14 protein-coding genes are annotated in these 20,045 nt (G+C 51.9%); all 14 read right to left on the bottom strand.

The annotated features are described in order from the left end of the window. Positions 1-136: 136 nt before the first annotated feature. The 14 genes from secA to ACYX4J_RS04355 all read right to left on the bottom strand — a co-directional run bounded on the left by secA (position 137) and on the right by ACYX4J_RS04355 (position 19,900). Complete coding sequence (gene secA, locus ACYX4J_RS04420) at positions 137-2,887, bottom strand: preprotein translocase subunit SecA (RefSeq protein WP_476177974.1); 2,751 nt, start codon at positions 2,885-2,887, stop codon at positions 137-139. Between the two features lie 163 nt (positions 2,888-3,050). Further along, positions 3,051-3,986, bottom strand: coding sequence for a M23 family metallopeptidase (locus ACYX4J_RS04415; RefSeq protein WP_413663007.1), 936 nt, complete (start codon positions 3,984-3,986; stop codon positions 3,051-3,053). 157 nt (positions 3,987-4,143) lie between these two features. Continuing rightward, positions 4,144-5,058 (bottom strand): UDP-3-O-acyl-N-acetylglucosamine deacetylase, encoded by a 915-nt coding sequence (gene lpxC, locus ACYX4J_RS04410; protein WP_282933860.1) that lies wholly within the window; start codon positions 5,056-5,058, stop codon positions 4,144-4,146. Between the two features lie 394 nt (positions 5,059-5,452). After that, positions 5,453-6,694, bottom strand: coding sequence for a cell division protein FtsZ (gene ftsZ / locus ACYX4J_RS04405; protein WP_413663008.1), 1,242 nt, complete (start codon positions 6,692-6,694; stop codon positions 5,453-5,455). A gap of 88 nt (positions 6,695-6,782) precedes the next feature. Further along, on the bottom strand, positions 6,783-8,018 hold the full coding sequence (gene ftsA / locus ACYX4J_RS04400) for a cell division protein FtsA (protein ID WP_282933862.1): 1,236 nt from the start codon (positions 8,016-8,018) through the stop codon (positions 6,783-6,785). Between the two features lie 115 nt (positions 8,019-8,133). Then, positions 8,134-8,820: a cell division protein FtsQ/DivIB gene (locus tag ACYX4J_RS04395; protein WP_413665884.1), complete on the bottom strand. Its 687-nt coding sequence runs from the start codon at positions 8,818-8,820 to the stop codon at positions 8,134-8,136. Positions 8,821-8,952: 132 nt separating this feature from the next. Next, positions 8,953-10,416, bottom strand: a complete 1,464-nt coding sequence (murC, locus tag ACYX4J_RS04390; RefSeq protein ID WP_475709562.1) for a UDP-N-acetylmuramate--L-alanine ligase — start codon at positions 10,414-10,416, stop codon at positions 8,953-8,955. Between the two features lie 29 nt (positions 10,417-10,445). After that, the gene (gene murG, locus ACYX4J_RS04385; RefSeq protein ID WP_444907506.1) at positions 10,446-11,543 is read right to left on the bottom strand and encodes an undecaprenyldiphospho-muramoylpentapeptide beta-N-acetylglucosaminyltransferase; all 1,098 of its coding nucleotides are present in this window, start codon (positions 11,541-11,543) and stop codon (positions 10,446-10,448) included. Further along, on the bottom strand, positions 11,543-12,766 hold the full coding sequence (ftsW, locus tag ACYX4J_RS04380) for a putative lipid II flippase FtsW (RefSeq protein ID WP_476177973.1): 1,224 nt from the start codon (positions 12,764-12,766) through the stop codon (positions 11,543-11,545). The genes murG and ftsW overlap by 1 nt, the downstream gene beginning before the upstream one ends. Further along, positions 12,763-14,145: a UDP-N-acetylmuramoyl-L-alanine--D-glutamate ligase gene (gene murD, locus ACYX4J_RS04375; protein ID WP_476177972.1), complete on the bottom strand. Its 1,383-nt coding sequence runs from the start codon at positions 14,143-14,145 to the stop codon at positions 12,763-12,765. The genes ftsW and murD overlap by 4 nt, the downstream gene beginning before the upstream one ends. A gap of 8 nt (positions 14,146-14,153) precedes the next feature. Further along, the gene (mraY, locus tag ACYX4J_RS04370; protein ID WP_444893034.1) at positions 14,154-15,239 is read right to left on the bottom strand and encodes a phospho-N-acetylmuramoyl-pentapeptide-transferase; all 1,086 of its coding nucleotides are present in this window, start codon (positions 15,237-15,239) and stop codon (positions 14,154-14,156) included. Further along, a complete protein-coding gene (locus ACYX4J_RS04365) occupies positions 15,239-16,618 on the bottom strand; it encodes a UDP-N-acetylmuramoyl-tripeptide--D-alanyl-D-alanine ligase (RefSeq protein WP_444936473.1) in 1,380 nt (459 codons plus the stop codon). The genes mraY and ACYX4J_RS04365 overlap by 1 nt, the downstream gene beginning before the upstream one ends. Further along, on the bottom strand, positions 16,611-18,143 hold the full coding sequence (locus ACYX4J_RS04360) for a UDP-N-acetylmuramoyl-L-alanyl-D-glutamate--2,6-diaminopimelate ligase (RefSeq protein ID WP_476177971.1): 1,533 nt from the start codon (positions 18,141-18,143) through the stop codon (positions 16,611-16,613). The genes ACYX4J_RS04365 and ACYX4J_RS04360 overlap by 8 nt, the downstream gene beginning before the upstream one ends. Beyond that, positions 18,140-19,900: a peptidoglycan D,D-transpeptidase FtsI family protein gene (locus ACYX4J_RS04355; RefSeq protein WP_476177970.1), complete on the bottom strand. Its 1,761-nt coding sequence runs from the start codon at positions 19,898-19,900 to the stop codon at positions 18,140-18,142. Before ACYX4J_RS04355 ends, ACYX4J_RS04360 begins: the two co-directional genes overlap by 4 nt. Positions 19,901-20,045: the final 145 nt, after the last annotated feature.

Genomic DNA, 20,045 nt, shown 5'->3' with positions numbered 1-20,045 from the left:
AAAGCCGAACCTCAGTAAGGCAAGCCAAAAATAAACTTATCTGCGGAATTAAAATCTTTTTCCGCAGATAATTCTTTTACTGGTTAAAAAAATACCCCGCTAAGCGGGGCACTTTCTGAATTCAAGCAGTAGAGAACTAGCTCTGGGTAGAGGAAGCCAGCTTGCCGTGACACTGCTTGTACTTTTTCCCGGAACCACAGGGGCAGGGATCATTGCGCCCGACCTTAGGGCCGCGACGTTCTGGTGCCGGAGTAGCCTGCTGCTGCTCCTTGGGCTCACTTTCTGGAAGTGCTGAAGCTTGAGCATGTTGCAGCTCGAGCTGTTGCTTGCGCTGCTCTTCCAGGCGACGCTGCTCCATCTCTTCCGCTTGCTCACGAGTCATCGGCTCTACGTGGGCAAGAATACGTACCACCTCATGCTTGAGGTTCTCCAGCATGCTCTGGAACAGATGGAAAGACTCGCGCTTGAATTCCTGCTTGGGGTTTTTGTTGGCGTAAGCCCGCAAACCAATACCCGCACGCAAGTGGTCCATGCTGGAAAGGTGCTCCTTCCACAACTGATCCAATACTTGCAGCATAATCTGACGCTCGATAGTCGGCATCAGATTGGCATCACCGGAAGATTCACCAATACGGGAAACTTTTGCAGCATAGGCTTCCTGCGCGGCGACAGTAATCTTTTTCCGCAGGCTCTCTTCGTGCAGAGTGCGATCTTCATCGAGCCACTGCTGAACCGGCAACTGGATACCCAATTCGCCAGAGAGCTGCTGCTCCAGGGCTGGAATATCCCACTGTTCTTCCACGCTCTGGGGAGGGATAGAACCGGAGACAATGCCGTCAACCACATCTTCGCGAATGGCAGAGATGGTATCACTGATAACCTCAGCTTCCAGCAGCTCATTGCGCTGGCCGTAAATCACCTGACGCTGGTCATTGGCCACGTCATCGTACTCCAACAACTGCTTGCGAATATCAAAGTTGCGGCCTTCAACACGGCGCTGGGCTTTTTCGATAGCGTTGGAAACCATGCGGTGCTCAATCGCCTCACCGCGCTCCATACCCAGCATCTGCATAAAATTCTTCACCCGGTCAGAGGCGAAGATGCGCATAAGGTTATCTTCCAGAGATAAGTAGAAACGAGTAACACCCGGGTCACCCTGACGACCTGCACGGCCTCGCAGCTGGTTATCAATACGGCGGGACTCATGGCGCTCAGTACCGATAATATGCAGACCGCCCGCAGCGATCACCTGCTCGTGGCGCTTATTCCAATCTTCCTTGACTTGTGCGAGCTCCGCTTCGGTCAGCTCACTACCCTTCTCCTGGGCCAGGGCTGCCGCTTCAGCCTCCCAGTTACCACCGAGAACAATGTCGGTACCGCGACCAGCCATATTGGTAGCGATAGTCACTGCACCCGGGCGACCCGCCTGAGCGATGATCTGTGCTTCGCGCTCGTGGTATTTCGCGTTGAGAACCTGGTGCTTAATTCCCGCCTTTTGCAACTTGCGGGACATTTCTTCAGAGGTTTCGATAGAAGCGGTACCTACAAGGATTGGAGCCTGCTTTTCACGACAGTGCTTCACATCCTCAATAATCGCTTCCATCTTCTCTTCCTGGCTCAGGTAAACCAGGTCATTGAGATCTTCACGTTGAATTTGCTTATTGGTGGGGATCACCACCACGTCCAGGCCATAAATTTGCTGGAATTCAAAAGCTTCTGTATCCGCAGTACCGGTCATTCCCGCAAGTTTGGGGTAGAAGCGGAACAGGTTCTGGAATGTTGTAGAAGCGAGGGTCTGGCTCTCACTCTGAATCTGCACACTCTCTTTTGCTTCCAGCGCCTGGTGCAGGCCTTCGGAGAGACGGCGACCGGGCATGGTCCGACCTGTGTGCTCATCAATTAACACCACCTGGCCGTTCTGCACGATGTAATCCACATCGCGGTTAAACAGCACATGCGCGCGCAGGGCGGCGTGCACGTGGTGCAACAGGCCCAGGTTCCCAGGGGCGTAAAGGGACTGATCTTCCTTCATCAACCCACTGCGTGACAGCAGGTCTTCGATCAACAAGTGGCCCTGCTCCGTCAGCTCAACCTGGCGAGTCTTTTCATCAACGGTGTAGTGCCCCTCCCCACCTTCTTCGGCACGCTCCAGCTGGGGAACCAACTTATTCATTGCCGTATAAAGGTGAGAAGAGTCTTCGGCGGCTCCAGAAATAATCAGCGGAGTACGCGCCTCATCGATCAGGATGGAATCCACCTCATCGACAATAGCGAAGTTCTGAGGGCGCTGGGTGCGGTCCTCTTTGCGCAACACCATGTTGTCACGCAGGTAATCAAAACCGAATTCGTTATTAGTACCGTAAGTAATATCAGCCTCATAGGCCGCTTTCTTTTCTTCCGGTGGCTGCTGGGAAACAATAACTCCCACCGTCATGCCCAGGAATTCATATACCGGGCGCATCCAATTGGCATCCCGCGAAGCGAGGTAATCGTTCACCGTAACAATATGAACGCCCTTACCTTCAAGTGCATTCAGATAGGCCGGCAGGGTTGCAACCAGGGTTTTACCTTCACCGGTACGCATCTCTGCAATACGCCCTTCATGCAGGGTCATCCCGCCGATCAGCTGAACATCGAAGTGGCGCATACCCATGGACCGGCGACCCGCTTCACGCACTGCCGCAAACGCCTCAGGCAGAATTTGATCGAGCTTTTCCCCGTCAGCGAGTCGCTGCCTAAACTCATCTGTTTTAGCCCGCAGGCCCGCATCGTCAAGCTTCTGGAAATCCTCTTCCAAAGCGTTGATCTTTCCCACGACGCGTCGCATGCGCTTCAGCTCGCGGTCATTTTTTGAACCAAAGACCGATTTAATCAGTTTGCCAATCATTATCTAGAAACCACTTATCTTATTTGCGCTGTCGGCGCTAATATCAGGCAGATCGATGCACCGACGCTCCTTTATGCGAGGGGTGCAAGTAAACAGGAAGGCGCAAGCGCTGGCAACTCTTATGCCAAGCTACCAACAATTACGCGTAAAGGAAGGATAGTTCTTATCTGCCTGTGCGGCGGATATAGCTAGCTGGATCAACCGTGCGGTTGTTCTTATATATCTCAAAGTGAACATGGGGCCCGGTAGAACGACCACTGGAACCCATCAGGGCAATAGTCTGCCCCCTCTTGACCACGTCACCCAATCCCACTTTCAGCTCACTATTGTGCCCATAGCGGGTTGAATAACCATTGCCGTGATTGATTTCTACCAACTGACCATAACCATGGCGCTCATCAGCCCAGGTGACGACACCTGCGGCTACTGAAACAACATCGGAGCCCATCTTGCCAGCAAAATCCACACCCTTATGCCAGGTCCTACGGCCAGTGAATGGATCGGTGCGATAACCATAACGGGAAGACATCCACCCCTTGCTGATCGGGCGGCCCGCTAAAAACTGCTCGTCCTCAAGCTTGAGGTTGGCCATCAGGGATTCGAGTGTGTTCAGCTGCATTTGGCGATCTTCAATCTGATGAGAGAGATCTCCTATAACATCCAGGAATTCCGGTGGCTGATACGGCAACTCCGATGCACCTGCGATTCCGGGGTCTTCCGGCCCACCGATAGCAGGTGCACTGCCAAACTCAAACTCTCCTTCATCGAGGTTGGCAACAGAGGTTAAACGCTCACCCAGTGCATCAAGGCGAGTTAAACGCGCCTGCAACTCTGCAAGCTTAACGGTAAGAGCTGCCAGCTGCTCCCGCGCCTCTCTATCTGCTTCAGCAATTTCTTCCTGCTGTTTGCGCAGTGCGCGGCTCCAGGCCTTGGCCGTTCGGGAATCAAATAGGTCAGTTTTAGTAACCGGTAAATTCGCCCCCAGCAGAAATGCACCCACAGGGAGGCTCAGCAAGCACAACCCCAACAGGGCTTTGCTCAAACTGCCAAAATTAAAGCTGCGAGTCGCACCGCGCTCATTAACCAGGATTACTTTCATAGGAGCTGTGAGGAGTTCGACATTTTTAATTTTCGTTAGTCCCCAGCTCACAAGCCGAGGTGCCAAACCAATAAGGATACCAAAAATCTATAGGCTTTCTCTGTGAAACAATCATACAAAAAAGCCGGCACTATAATGCCGGCTTCTTGCGAAAGTATCAAACTGCCAAAATAGGCTTAATATAAGAGATCGGTGCTTCTTCCTGCTCACCTTCAAAGGTGACCATTTCCCAAGCATCCTCCTGAGCCATCAGGTTGCGAAGGGATTTATTGTTCAGCGCATGGCCAGACTTAAAGGCCTTGAACTCACCAATCAGGCTGGTCCCGAGAAGATAGAGATCGCCAATCGCATCCAGAATTTTATGTTTCACAAATTCGTCTTCATAACGCAACCCGCCTTCATTCAGAATGCGGTACTGATCAATCACAATTGCGTTATCAACGGAACCACCCTGAACCAGGCCCTTGGAGCGCAGGTACTCGATTTCGTGCATAAAGCCAAAGGTACGGGCGCGACTCACTTCCTTCACAAAGGAGGTACTGGAGAAGTCCACGGATGAACTCAGGTTACGCCCCTGGAAAACCGGGTGGTCAAAGTCGATTGTGAAGGACACTTTAAAGCCATTAAAAGGCAGGAAGCTGGCAACCTTATCGCCATCCTCTACAGTTACTGGCTTCTTGATTCGCAGGAATTTCTTCGGAGCTGCTTGCTCTTGGATACCTGCAGATTGAATTAGAAATACAAATGGGCCGGCACTGCCATCCATAATGGGCACTTCTTGCGCGGATAACTCGACAACCGCGTTATCAATGCCAAGGCCCGCCATTGCCGAGAGCAGGTGCTCTACCGTAGCAATGCGAACATCACCCTTTTCCAGGGTGGTTGAAAGGAGAGTGTCGCCGACATTTTCCGCACGAGCCTCGATTTCAACTACCGGGTCCAAATCGGTTCTACGGAACACGATACCGGTGTCTACGGGCGCTGGTTTAAGGGTAAGTACAACTTTCTTGCCAGTGTGCAGACCTACGCCAGTGGCGCGAATAGCATTCTTAAGCGTGCGCTGTTTGATCATGAAACTATCTTTTCCCCGTCGGTGGACTACGCCCCTAAGGCGCAGCAAGCCATCGATACTAGCACAATTGCGACGCCAATACCAATTCTGGGCGAGTGGTCACCACAACTGTGCACCACCTACCTATATGAGGATAGATCAAGCAAAGATTGCAGCGCCAACGCATGTCGCTATGACAGCATTCTAAGATCCTAAGCTCCGCAAGCGCTGTTAATAATTGTTAATTATTTTAGATAGTTATTGCGACTCACCAGTTCTGATCAAAATCTACACAAACGGGGCAAGGGCCCACCCATTCGACAAGGTAGACCCGAGCAAAAGCCGCACCGCAGCGGCAATACCCAGCCGGAGCCGGGCAGACATGAGCGGTGTTCTGCCTCTGCGGTACCGTTTCCTAGTCTGCCTGACGGCGCAGGAAGGCTGGAATATCCAGGTACTCCATATCCGCATCAGCGGGATTCAGGGCAGGAGCCGGGCGCTTGGGGCGCTCCGCTTCAGCACGAGGGCGCGGATCAATGGCCTCGCGGCTTGCCAGTCCCGCAGAGCTGTGGCCAGCGTGAGCGCTGTGATTATCGCGAACCTCACGGGTTTCACGAACAGGCTCGCGAGGCTCTGGGCGGCGAGTATTATCCACCACCTTCGCCGGACGCGCTGCAGGAGTACCCTCTCCAAGACCTGCGGCCACAACGGTAACCCGCATCTCATCACCGAGCTTATCATCTACCGCTGTACCGATAACCACAGTAGCTTCATCGGAGGCGATTTCCTGGACAATCTCACCTACTTCAGAGTACTCACCCAGGGTCAGTTCCTGACAGCCCGCCTCTTCGCTACCGGTGATGATATTCACCAGGATACCGCGAGCACCTGCCAGGTTGACGTTATCCAGTAGCGGGCTTCGCACGGCTTTCTCAGCCGCTTCGCGCGCACGGTTTTCACCGACGGCAGAACCGGACCCCATCATCGCCATGCCCATTTCAGACATTACGGTGCGCACATCGGCGAAGTCCACGTTCATGATGCCCGGACGAATCATCAGGTCTGCAATGCCTTGTACAGCACCCAATAAAACGTTATCTGCCTCTTTGTAAGCAGATTTCATTGTGATCTTGCTACCGAGTACTTCCAGCAAACGATCGTTGGGGATAGTAATCAGAGAATCAACTTTATCACGCAGCTCAAGGATACCCTCTTCAGCTACAACTGTGCGTTTGCGCCCTTCGATCTTAAATGGGCGAGTAACTACCGCAACGGTAAGGATGCCCAGTTCTTTTGCAATCTCAGCGACAATCGGCGCACCACCGGTACCGGTACCACCGCCCATACCGGCAGTGATGAATACCATATCCGCACCGGTTAATACCTCAGCAATGCGATCGCGATCTTCAAGTGCGGACTGACGGCCAATATCCGGGTTTGCCCCTGCGCCCAAACCGCGTGTAATTGTGTTACCCAGTTGCAGGATAGTGCGGGCCTCAACATCTTTGAGGGCCTGTGCATCTGTATTTGCACAGATAAAATCTACGCCCTCAACATCATTGGCGATCATATGCTTAACAGCATTACCACCACCGCCGCCGACACCAATCACCTTGATGACAGGCTTATCCTGTACGCTATCAACTAGTTCGAACATTGCTGTTCCCCTTTCTTGCTCATGTCGAATTTTACAGCCATGCCTAAAAAAAATCCTTCACCGGATGGCTAAATCTGGTTGCACTCTATTACAAATTTCCGCGAAACCAGTGCTTTACCTTGTCCCACCACTGATTATCGTTGCGCACAGGCTGTATTTTGCCCTCTCGAGCCTCTTCCTGCTGCATCGCATACATCAATAATCCAACTCCAGTGGAATAAATTGGGTTGCTGACGATATCCGTCAAACCTGCAATACCCTGAGGCACTGCTAGGCGAACCGGCATATGAAAAATTTCCTCAGCCAGTTCAACCGCGCCCTCCATTTTTGAAGAGCCGCCGGTAAGTACTACACCCGCCGCACACAAATCTTCGAAGCCGCTGCGACGTAACTCCGCCTGTACTAATGTAAACAATTCGTCGTAGCGCGGCTCAACGACCTCGGCCAATGCCTGTCGGGATAAATCCCTGGGCGCGCGATCACCAACGCTCGGCACCTTGATGGTTTCACCTTCCCGAGCGAGCTTTGCCAATGCGCACGCATATTTGATTTTCAAATCTTCTGCGTGCGGTGTCGGTGTGCGCAAAGCCATGGCAATATCATTGGTAACCTGGTCTCCAGCAATCGGTATCACACCCGTATGCCGAATAGATCCACCAGTAAACACAGCAATATCGGTAGTTCCTCCACCAATATCTACCATGCACACTCCCAACTCTTTTTCATCTTCGGTCAGGACTGCGTAACTTGAAGCCAATTGTTCAAGAATGACATCTTCTACTTCCAGACCACAGCGACGAATACACTTTTCAATATTTTGTGCGGCATTCACCGCACCGCTGACCAAATGGACCTTTGCTTCGAGGCGAACACCAGACATTCCGAGAGGTTCTTTTACCCCTTCCTGATTATCAATCAGGTATTCCTGCGGAAGCGTGTGCAAAATCTTCTGGTCCGCAGGAATAGCGACAGCCCTGGCAGCATCAATAACACGATCGAGATCCTGCTGGGTAACCTCTCGATCCTTAATCGCAACTATACCGTGAGAGTTCAAGCTGCGAATGTGACTTCCCGCAATCCCTGCGTACACAGAGTGAATTTCACAACCCGCCATCAACTCAGCTTCTTCCACAGCGCGCTGTATAGATTGCACGGTTGATTCAATATTAACCACTACGCCCTTTTTCATTCCAGTGGAACGATGAGAGCCGATACCGACAATATTAAGTTCCCCATCACCGGAAGCTTCACCGACAATAGCGACTACTTTAGAGGTGCCTATATCCAGTCCAACAATCATGCGCTGATCGGATACCTGTGTCATTTTCGTGCCAACCCCGCTGAGCTGCATTCTGTTTCAGGTTCTGCTATCGGACCAGAACACAGCATTCGCTTTTAAACTTTTATCTATAAAACAGCCACCCGGGCTGCCTCGATGTTTACTTTTCTTCGTCTTTCCACTGAACCGCTACCGCATTGCTGTAGCGCGTATCGACGCTGACAACTTTTTGCAAGTGCGGCGCCAGTACACCCCGACTCAAATACAGAAAACGGTGTACCCGCTCCAATAAAGCATCATGGCCAAGTTTTAATTCAATTCCCGACACTAACTCCAGATGCCAACCGCTTAGGTCGTCAAATGACAACCGCTTAACCTCCATATCCCGCGTGGTCAGTAACCCCGCAAGCGCGCGGTATTGCAGCATAATCCGCTCTACCAATTCTTCATCCCCGGCAAGCTCGGGCAGGGACTGAACCCCCATATGTGACGGACGCGGCAGCAGATCCCCACTCGCTACCAACAATTTATCTTTACCCCAGGTCGCGAGAGGTTGTGCTTCAGTGATATCAACCTCAACACCCTTCGGCCAACGCCTGCTCACCGAGGCGGAAGTAATCCAGGGGTTAGACAGTAATGTCTGCTGCATCGCCTGAATGTCCGCTGAAAAAAAGCCCGCTTTCAAGTGAGGAAGAAGCACCTCTCTTAACTCTTCTTCAGTTACCGCATTAAAAGCCCCGCGTACTTCAACTTGCTCCAGGGCATCAACATTACTCAACTCAACCGATGGCACCCATCGCCATAACCAAACTGCACCATAGAGCAAAGCACTAAAGCCTGCGAACATCACCAATAAAAAAAAACACCGCTTCCAGTTCAGACGAAGCTTCTCGGGATCATCGGTTCCAAGAGGGCTCGCTCCGCGAGCTGTCTTTTTTTTCTCCCGGCTGATTTCGTTCCAGCTCCTTTCACTAGCTACTTAGCCCTCGCCGCTGCGCTCGCCCAAGCGCCAATCAGCCAACCTTTGCGAAAGTGCTCCGACGTTGCCAGCTCCCTGGGTCAGGACAATATCACCTGGCTCCAACAGATCAGCTAATACCGGGGGAACCTGATCGATAGTTTCCATAAAAATCGGATCTACCTGTCCCCTGTTGCGTAAACTTCGCGCAAGCGTTCTGCCATCGGCACCGGCAATTGGCGCTTCACCCGCACTGTATACATCCAGCAAAATCAACTTATCCACTTCAGAGAGGACCTGAACAAAGTCTTCAAACAAGTCCCGTGTACGGGTATAACGGTGGGGCTGATAAATCATTACCAAGCGACGATCCGGCCAGCCATCTCGAACTGTCTTTACAGTAGCGGCTACCTCACGTGGGTGGTGGCCGTAGTCATCTACCAACATCACCTTATCAGCTTCGGTATCATCGCTAACGGCATAATCACCGTAGATCTGGAATCGACGACCAACGCCCTGGAAGCCTATTAGACCTTGGCGAATTGCTTCATCACTAACGCCTTCATCACTAGCTACAGCAATTGCTGCAGTCGCATTGAGAACATTGTGAATACCCGGTGTATTCACAGAAACCTGCAATAGATCACCTTTGGGTCTCTGTACCGTGAAATGGCTGCGCAGAGGTTCCTGCTTTACTTCAACGATGCGGTAGTCATTACCCTCATCAAATCCATAGGTCAGAACCGGGCGGGAAAACTTGGGGATGACTTCCTGAACATTGGTATCATCCCCGCAAACTACCGCCAGACCGTAAAATGGCAGGTTGTGTACAAAATCAATAAAGATCTGTTTCACCTTTTCGAAGTCGCCACCATAAGTTTCCATATGGTCCGCATCGATATTGGTAATCACCGTCACCATCGGCTGTAAGTGAATAAAAGACGCATCGCTCTCATCAGCTTCAGCCACTAGATAGCGACTTTCGCCCAAGGCAGCATTGGCACCGGCAGCGTTGACCAGGCCACCGATAACAAAGGTCGGATCTTTTTTATCTGCTGCAAAGATTGAGGCGATTAAGCTGGTCGTGGTGGTCTTTCCGTGGGTTCCCGCCACAGCAATGCCATAGCGATAGCGCATCAGTTCACCGAGCATTTCGGCACGGCGCACAATAGGGATTCTCTTTTCTCTCGCTTCAATCAGCTCCGGGTTATCGCCATGTACGGCAGAGGAATTGACCACAACATCAACGCCGCGAACATTTTCCTCGCTGTGCCCGATTTGGACCTTAACGCCCAATTTGCGCAATCTATCAGTAACCGCAGATTCACGCAGGTCAGAACCTGAGACTTCGTAGCCCTGGTTCTGCAGTACCTCTGCAATGCCGCTCATACCGGCACCACCGATCCCAATAAAGTGGATACGGCGGATACGGCGCATGGCCGGTACCGCATAACTTTTATCTTCGTTTGTCCGCACTGAAGACATTACTTTAACCTTCGTCCACTTATTCTGTGTTACCTGGCCGAGGCCAGCTCTTCTCTGCAAGCGTTAACCACTTGCTCAGTCGCATCAGTTTTTGCCGCGCGCCGCGCGGAGGTCGCCATTTGCAATAGTTTCTGACGATCTTCTAACAGGCTTTTTAACAAGCCGGATAACTTCTGCTCGTCCATTTCCCGCTGCTGCATAACAATCGCTCCGCCAGCATTTTGCAACCACTCGCCATTACGCGTTTGATGATCATCAATTGCAAAGGGGAAAGGCACCATGATTGCACCGACTCCCGCAGCTGAAATTTCAGAAACAGTCAAAGCCCCGGAACGGCAAATAATCAGGTCCGCAGAGCGGTAGGCCTCAGCCATATCCGCAATAAAAGGGAGCACCTCTGCTTCTACTGCCGCCTCTTTATAGGCGTCTTTGGCAGCCTGAAGGTGGCGCTCTCCAGCCTGGTGGACCACTACCGGGCGCAGGGAGGGTTTCAGCAATGCGATTGCCTTAGGAACCAGTTCATTAATTGCTACAGCACCGAGGCTACCGCCCAATACCAAAAGGCGCAGAGACGACTGGCTACCAATTCGAGTTTCTGGCTCAGGCAATTCTGCAATCTCTTTGCGCACTGGATTGCCCACTTGCCTGGCACCGGGTAGCCCACTGGGAAATGCTTCAAGCACCTGGCTGGAAATCCGCGCTAACAAGCGGTTTGTCGTTCCGGCAACAGCATTTTGCTCGTGAATAATCAACGGTATCCCCCCGAGACGGGCTGCAACGCCCCCTGGGCCGGTCGCAAAGCCGCCAAAGCCGAGTACTGCATCAGGTTGTACCTGCTTAACAACTGCCCTGGCCTGAGCAATTGCCCGCAAAATTTGCAACGGGGCTTTGAGTAAGGCCAACTTTCCCTTCCCCCGAATACCCTCCACTTTAATGCAGTGCAAAGGAATATTCGCCGCAGGTATTAATCGGGATTCAATCCCACGGGCAGTACCTAACCACTCGACAACAGCTCCCTGCTCTTGCAACGCTTTAGCCACAGCCAACGCTGGGAACACATGACCGCCGGTACCACCGGCCATCAGCAAAAACTTCTTTCCAGAAAAACGCTTATTTACTTCAGACATCAAACCGTTTCTCCGTTGCTGCCCTTCACACTGGACTTGGGTGAATGGAATATTGGCAGCTGACGCAAAAGCTCAAGCCCCCCGCTTCCGTTTTCAGCAGGCTCTTTTAGTTCAGCCCGAATCCGCATCGCCAAGCCTAGTAATGCACAACATACAATCAGGCTGCTGCCACCAGAGCTGACAAATGGCAGCGTTAGCCCTTTAGTCGGCAACAGGCCTGAAGCAACACCCATATTCACGAAAGCTTGCCCTGCCAATAGCACTGCCATACCAAAAGCCAGAAGTGCAGCGAAAAACTTCTCCTGCACCAGGGCCTCTTTTACCAGGCGGAGCAGTGAGTAGGTGAGAACAACAAAAAGCCCTACCAGCACTACACCACCCAACATTCCCCATTCCTCTGCAAGAATGGCGAAAATAAAATCCGTATGGGCCTCAGGCAGGTAAAACAGTTTTTGCACACTATTGCCCAAACCAACTCCAAACCACTCTCCGCGACCAAATGCAATCAGGGACTGGGTAAGTTGGTAGCCACTGGCAAACTGATCCCCCCAAGGATCCAGAAACGTCAGCAATCGCTGTAAGCGATAGGGACTCATCAGTGCCATTAACGCCAGTCCACTCGCAGCCGCAGCTACCAATAAAAAAGTATGGGGAAGACGCGCTCCCGCTAAAAAAACCATTGCCAACACGGTGCCTGAAATTACAACCACCGAACCGAAGTCCGGCTGTAAAAGCAATAGCAGAGCAACCGTTGCGAGAATCACCACTGGCACCATAAAGCTGGTCCAGTGGCGTAGTTGCTTATTTCGACGAGTTAAAAAACTGGCGAAAAAAACTAGCAGACAGAACTTAGCCACTTCCGCAGGTTGTACAGTTATGCCGGCAAATACCAGCCAACGCCGGCTACCGTTCACCTCCCGTCCAATCCCCGGCACAAGCACGGCAATCAATAGCAGGCAGGCAAACAGTAATAATGGCCAGGACAGTCGCGACCAAATTGACAGGGGAATCTGACTAACGACAAACCCAGCTAATCCACCAAACATCAAAAAAGCCAAATGGCGCCTAAGGAAATACCAGGGATCACCATAAATATCCGTAGCAAAAGCGATAGATGCTGAAGCGACCATCACCACACCAATGCTAGCCAGAACCAGAACACTGAGTAGCAGCAGCCCATCCTGCCATTCACTACCTTGAGCCTTGATTACCTGGGCACTCACTGGGAGTCACCAGCGGTATCGCATAATTCCAGAACGGCCTGGCGAAAATCATCACCGCGGGCTTCAAAGTTCTGATACATATCAAAGCTGGCACATGCCGGTGATAACAATACATAGTCACCGCCATTGGCTAATTGTCTGGCCTCAGCGACGGCCTCTGCCATTGTGCTAACCCTGCGAATCTCGCACAGGCCATCAAAGACACCGGCTATTTTGTCTCCATCTACACCGATACAAACTAGGGCCCGGAGTGCTCCTGCACTTTTTCGTAAGGGAGCAAAATCAGCACCCTTGCCATCCCCTCCAGCAATAAGCACTATTTTACTGGTTGCCGTAGCCAAGCCATCCAATGCCGCCTGGGTTGCTCCTACATTGGTGCCTTTTGAATCGTTAACATAAACAACGTCTTCAAAATCAGCCACGCGCTCACAGCGATGTTTCAACCCGCGAAAGTTGCGTAAAACTTTTAGCATCGCCTCAGTGGGTAGGCCCAGTGCATAACCCATTGCCAGGGCTGCCAAACCATTGGCAATATTATGCTTACCCACCATAGCCAAATCGGCCACAGGCATTAAAACTTCTGTGCCTCGAGCCAACCAGTTCTGCCCCTCATGCAAGCGCAGGCCAAACTGATTGAGATCCGGCTGATCAAGCCCAAAACTCCACTCCCGTCTCTCTCGGGAAAGAGGCCCCTGGGATAATGGGTCCGCGCGATTTATCACGAACTGATCCGCTCCGCGATAAATGCGCTGCTTGGCCCGGTGGTACTCCACCATACTGGGGTAGCGGTCCATATGGTCCGCACTCATATTTAAAATGGTGGCTACAGTAGGTGCCAACGAGTAGGTGGTTTCCAATTGAAAACTGGAAAGCTCCAAAACAAAGATGTCCGGCAGAGGTTTCTCAAGTAAATCCAGCACCGGCACACCGATATTGCCACCCACACCAACTGTCAGCCCTGCCTCTTCAACCATCTCCCCCAGGAGTGTGGTCACTGTACTCTTTCCGTTGGAGCCTGTGATCGCGGCGAGCTTTGCTGTCGATTTCATCCGAGTCAGGGCCTGGGCAAATAACTCAATATCCCCAACCACAGGAATCCCATCCGCAATCGCCTGCTGCAATACGGGTTCAGCAAGCGCAACTCCCGGGCTAGCAATAATCAAGCTCGCGGCGAGTATTGTCCCCGGGCGCAATGGACCTGTTTCCACCGCAACCTCAGGGAACTCCTGACAGAAAGCTTCGAGCCCCGGCGGGTTATCGCGACTGTCTGCCACGACCGGCGTATGGCCGTGACGCAGCAGGTAGCGCACCACCGACTTTCCGGTAGCGCCAAGACCTATTACCACTTTCTGCTGTGAAGAAGTCGCGATCAGGCTCATTTATCTATTTATCGAATTTTCAGTGTTGCCAAACCAGCCAAGACCAGAATGACGGTAATAATCCAAAAGCGCACAATGACTCGAGGCTCCGGCCACCCTTTTAACTCAAAGTGGTGGTGCAGAGGCGCCATACGAAAAATTCTCTTCCCCGTTAATTTAAAGGATGCCACCTGCAAAATTACGGAAACTGTTTCCATCACAAACACACCGCCCATAATGAACAGAATAATTTCATGACGGGTAATTACCGCAATAATTCCCAGCGCCGCCCCCAGTGCCAGAGCGCCCACATCCCCCATAAACACTTGGGCCGGATAAGTGTTAAACCATAAGAATCCGAGTCCGGCACCACCGAGGGCAGCGCAGAACACCGCCAACTCCCCGGCTCCTGGAATTGCGGGAATATGCAGGTAGTCAGCAAACTCCATATGGCCGGATAGATAAGCAATCACCCCAAGTGCTCCACCCACCATCACAGTAGGCATAATCGCCAAGCCATCCAGGCCATCAGTCAGGTTAACCGCATTACTGGAGCCAACAACAACAAAATAGGTCAGCAATATAAAAGATACCGGTCCCAGGTTTATCGCAACATCTTTAAAAAAGGGAACAAAAAACTGGGTCTCTGCCGGGCTTGAAGCACTCATATACAGATAAATAGCTGCTCCCAACCCGGCAACGGATTGCCAAAAATATTTCCAGCGAGCAATAAGGCCACGGGGATTTTTGTAAACGACTTTTTTATAGTCATCCACGAAGCCCACAGCACCGAAAACAAAGGTAACTAATAAAGTAACCCACACGTAACGATTGCTGAGATCAGACCAGAGTAGGGCTGAGGCAAAAATGGAGGCGAGAATCAAGGTGCCGCCCATAGTCGGGGTGCCAGATTTACTCAAATGGCTTTGCGGACCATCATCGCGAACAGCCTGTCCCACCTGTAAATGATTCAACCAGTGAATCATGCGCGGACCCACAAGTAGTGAAATACCCAGAGCCGTCAACGCAGCAAGAATTGCGCGCACTGTCAGGTAGTTAAATACCGAAAATCCGCTGACATGTTGTTGTAATAGCTCCGCTAGCCAAAGCAGCATTACTTCTCCCCTCTGCTATTGCCAAGCAGTGCCTGCGCTACCAATTCCATACGGGCGCTGCGTGATCCTTTAACCAAAACTGTGGTTTGTTCATCCAATTGTTGAGTGAGAGCAGTAACCAGAGGTTCTCTCTCGCGATAATTGCGCAGCGACTCTTGCCTCCCCGCAGAAAAGGCCATGCTGGCGGCAGTACCCAGCGGCCCCAATGTAAACAGCGCATCCAAGCCCCGCTCTCGTGCCAAAGCTCCAACGCTTCTATGCATTTCCTCCGCGTCCGGCCCCAACTCGGCCATATCCCCCAGCACCAGAATTTTTTTCCCTGAACGCTGTGACAGCAATTCAATGGCCGCACCTACTGAACCCGGGTTCGCGTTGTAACTGTCATCAATAACGGTTGCACCGGCTATACCTGCCTGCTCCTGCAAGCGCCCAGCAACCCCGGTCACCGTGTTAAGTCCGCTGATAATTTCCACCGCAGGTATTCCCGCAGCAAAAGCACATCCAGCAGCAACCAGAGCGTTGTGAACGTTATGCTCACCAAGCAATTTCAGGCTAACGGGGTGGGCAACGCCTTCAATTACCAAGTCAAATGAAGGGCAACCGTTAGGATTCAATACAATATTATCCGCATGGATAGCACACTCATTGGATAAGCCAATACCCAGAGTCTTTACCCCTTCGGGCATATTCTCCAACCAGTAATTCGCATAGCCATCATCGGTATTGATCACCGCCGTCGCCGATACATCCAAACTGGTATAAATTTGGCCCTTGGCTTTTGCGATAGCATCAACAGAACCAAAGCCCTCGACATGCGCTGGCATTACGTTATTTACCGCCGTCACCTGCGGCTTGCCGATACTACACAGGTAGCCAATATCGTCAGGGCCGTTAGCTCCCATTTCGAGAATCAACACATCGTGTTGCACTGTCAGCCCAAACAAAGTCATAGGTAAACCGAACTGGTTGTTCAGGTTTCCCTCGGTTACACAGGGTGTATGACTCTGGGAAAAAATTGCAGACAGCATCTCCTTAACGGTGGTTTTTCCGCAGGACCCTGTGATCGCCACAACCGGACCGTCAAACTGCTCACGGCACAGTAAGCCAATTTGCCCTAATGCGACCGTCGTATCTTCAACGCGCCACTGCGGTAAACTGCAACTGGGCACTTCACGATCGACGACCAACCCCAATACCTGACCATCCAGCTCACCGACAAAGTCGTGCGCATCAAAATTTTCGCCAACCAGAGCAACAAATAAAGATTTGGGGTCCAGCTTGCGGGTATCCGTACAAACCAGTTCAAACTCCACAGAGCCATTGATTAACTCACCACCAAAACGGCTCTGCAGTTGCTGCAACGTAAGGGAATTAATCACCTTGGCTCTCCTTGCCTTCACTTGACTGGCCCGATTCATCCACGCGGGCTTTGAGAGTTGCAGCAGCTTGCTCACGATCGCAGAAGTGAATTTTTTCACTGCCGATAATTTGGTAATTCTCGTGCCCTTTACCGGCGATCAATACAATATCCCCCGGTTGTGCTGCAGATACCGCCTGAGATATCGCTGTCGCGCGATCAATTTCAACTTCGATATTACTGGCAGCCCCTTCGAGAATATCGTCGATAATTTTTTGCGGTTCCTCGCTACGCGGATTATCGCTAGTCACAATGGCACGGTCCGCCATCTCGGAGGCAATACGCCCCATCGCCGCGCGCTTACCCGTATCCCGATCACCGCCACAACCAAAAACACACCACAAATTACCACGACAGTAAGGGCGCGCTGCTGCTAAAGCCGCGCGAAGAGCATCTGGTGTATGGGCATAATCCACCAATACACCCACATCATCGGAACCCTCAACCAGGACACGCTCCATACGCCCCGGCACCGCTTTAATAGTGGGGAAAGCGGCAAGAATATCTTCAAAAGGCATGCCCTCTGCCGCTGCAGCAGCTACCACAGCCAGAGCATTGTGAATATTGAAATCGCCAATTAAGGGGGCGTGCAGCTCACCGCTGCCCCAGGGGGAATTAAGTTTTACAGAAAAACCGCGCTCATGGCGACGCAGGTCAGCAACATATAAATCGCCCGCCTGCAGCCCATAAGTAATAACGCGCAGGCCTCGTAATTTGCAGCGCTCTGCCAACTGGGCGCCAAACGGATCATCCAGGTTGATGACTCCTCGCTTCAATTTTGGCAGTCCGAAAAGCTTCTCTTTGGCTGCGCCGTAAGCGGCCATATTGCCGTGATAATCCAAATGATCGCGGCTCAAATTGGTAAAAATTGCCGTATCAAAAATCAGCCCATGCACACGTCCCTGAGAAAGTGAATGCGAAGAAACTTCCATTGCGGCAGCGGCAACGCCACTATCGCGATAATTTGCAAAGTCCGCTTGTAAACTCACCGGGTCAGGCGTTGTTAAACCCGTTTCCTGCAATTCGATTTGGTTATCTTCCCAGACACCATTACCGATGGTGCCTATCAGTGCTGCACTGCCAAAGTGGCGAGCCAGTAATTGGGAAGTCAAATAGGCGCAAGTGGTTTTACCGTTGGTGCCAGTCACTCCAACCAAGTGCATTTCACCACTGGGGTTACCGTGGAAGCGCGCGGCGATTTCCCCTACCCGCTTTGCCAGACCGGGAACACTGACCACCTGGATATCACCACGGCTTTTACATTCCAACTTGTCACCATCGGCAAGCACTACCGCAGCACCTGCAGTAATTGCCGCATCGATATATTCCCGACCATCGACCACAGAACCGCGCAAGGCCATAAATGCATCGCCCGCTTTTATCTTGCGGCTATCCAGGGCAATACCAGTGACAGAAATATCGGGAATACCGGCGTAACCCGGCACTAATTCTTTGATAGAAACAGAATGTTTTTCGCGCTGACTCACGATTTTGAACCCCTCTCGCTTAACTGCGCGGCCAATTGCCCTTCCGCCGATTCAATTTTTTCCGGCGGAACCTGCAACAGGCGCATAGCACCAGTCATCACCGCACCGAATACCGGTGCAGCAACTTCACCACCGTAATATTTGGCATGACTGGGATCATCAATAACAACTACCGCGGCAAGGCGCGGATTATCAGCGGGGATAAAGCCCGCAAATACTGAGCGATAGCGATTATCCGCATAGCCACTACTGCCAACTTTGTGCACAGTACCGGTCTTGCCGGCGACACGATAACCTTCTACAGCGGCAAGGCGTCCGGTACCCTTAGCACCAATCACCGTCTCCAACATCGCAGTAACCTGCCCAGCCAAGGACTGCTCAATAACCTGCTCAGGCTCGCCCGGAACTTTGTCACCGGATAAAACCAGGGAAACAGGACGCTTAACCCCTTCATTCGCCAGTACGCTGTAGGCTTGTGCCAGTTGCACAGCGTTAACTGTTAAACCGTAGCCGAAGGCGAAATTAGCCCGCTCGATTGGGTGCCAGCGGCTGCGACTGGGCAAGATCCCCTGTGCTTCACCGGGGAAGCCGCTGCCCACTGCCTCGCCCAGACCCAAGCGATAAAAGAGTCCCCGCAGAGAATTTGGTTCCAAATCGAGAGCAATTTTTGTAATTCCCACCTGGCTCGACTTGGTAATAATCTTGGTGAGGTCTATTTTTCCGTAATTAACCGGGTCCACCAGGGTTTTTCCCGGCACGCGAATATATCCAGGGCTGGTGTTTATTTCTGTTCTTGGGGTGTAGCGCCCGGTTTCCAAAGCCGCCAATACCGTTAAGGGTTTCACTGTAGAACCCGGCTCAAACTGGTCGATCAGCGCACGGTTGCGCATAGCCGCCGATTTAACCCCTTTGCGGTCATTGGGATTAAATGAAGGCTGGTTGGCCATGGCCAACACATCGCCACTGTGAGTATCGAGAATCACCATAAAGCCGGAAGCGGCGCCGTTTTCCGACACCGCCCGCTTTAATTCCCGGTAGGCCAAATATTGCAGGCGCATATCGATAGACAAACGCAGATCCCTGCCCGGTTGCGCTTCTTGACGAATTGCCAAATCCCTTACCGTGCGCCCTTTCAGATCTTTAATTACCTGACGTGATCCCGGCTGTCCGGACAGCCAATCGTCGTAGGCCAATTCCATTCCTTCCTGGCCGCGATCATCGATATTGGTAAAACCGAGAAGTTGGGCTACAACCTCCCCAGCAGGATAGAAGCGCCGATACTCTTTTTTACTGAAAACACCTGTAATACCCAGGTCCAGCACTTTCTCAGCCTCTTCTGGAGACAGGTGCCGGCGCAGGTACATAAATTCTTTATTGCGGTATTTCTTCAGGCGAGAGCCCAGTTTGGAAGACGGTAAATCCAGCGCGCGAGCCAGGCGCACTAAATTCGAATCGCTTATTTCACTCAACAGTTTGGGATTGGCCCACAGGCTGTGTACCGGTGTACTGACAGCGAGAAGCTCACCGTTTCGATCGACTATTGAGCCCCGATAGGCAGCAATCTCTTCGGTGCGCAAGGTGCGGGCCCGGCCCTGGTCTTGCAGGAAACGATATCCGCGCTCAGCAGCAGGCACTACCTGCAGTTTGGCCAAGTGGAACACAAGGGTAAGAGCGAGCAGGCACAGCAGGACCGCCACCAGCGCAAAGCGCCAGCGGGCTATACCCGGCTGAATATCCTTTTTTTTGACTGCGCCCATGTTTTCCCAGTTGGCGTTATCTATTTATTTTGCATCCCGGCTGAGCATGCCACTCTCCAGGGCCTGAACTCCAAAACTCAATTAACGCAAAATTCTTTATAATTATTTAAAGGCCAAAGCCCCCAAACGCAGAAACCCCACCGGG

The sequence above is a fragment of the Microbulbifer sp. ABM4_008 genome (assembly GCF_056311705.1).
The sequence above is the reverse complement of the archived record's forward strand: the minus strand, read 5'-3'. Positions and strand labels throughout refer to the sequence as shown.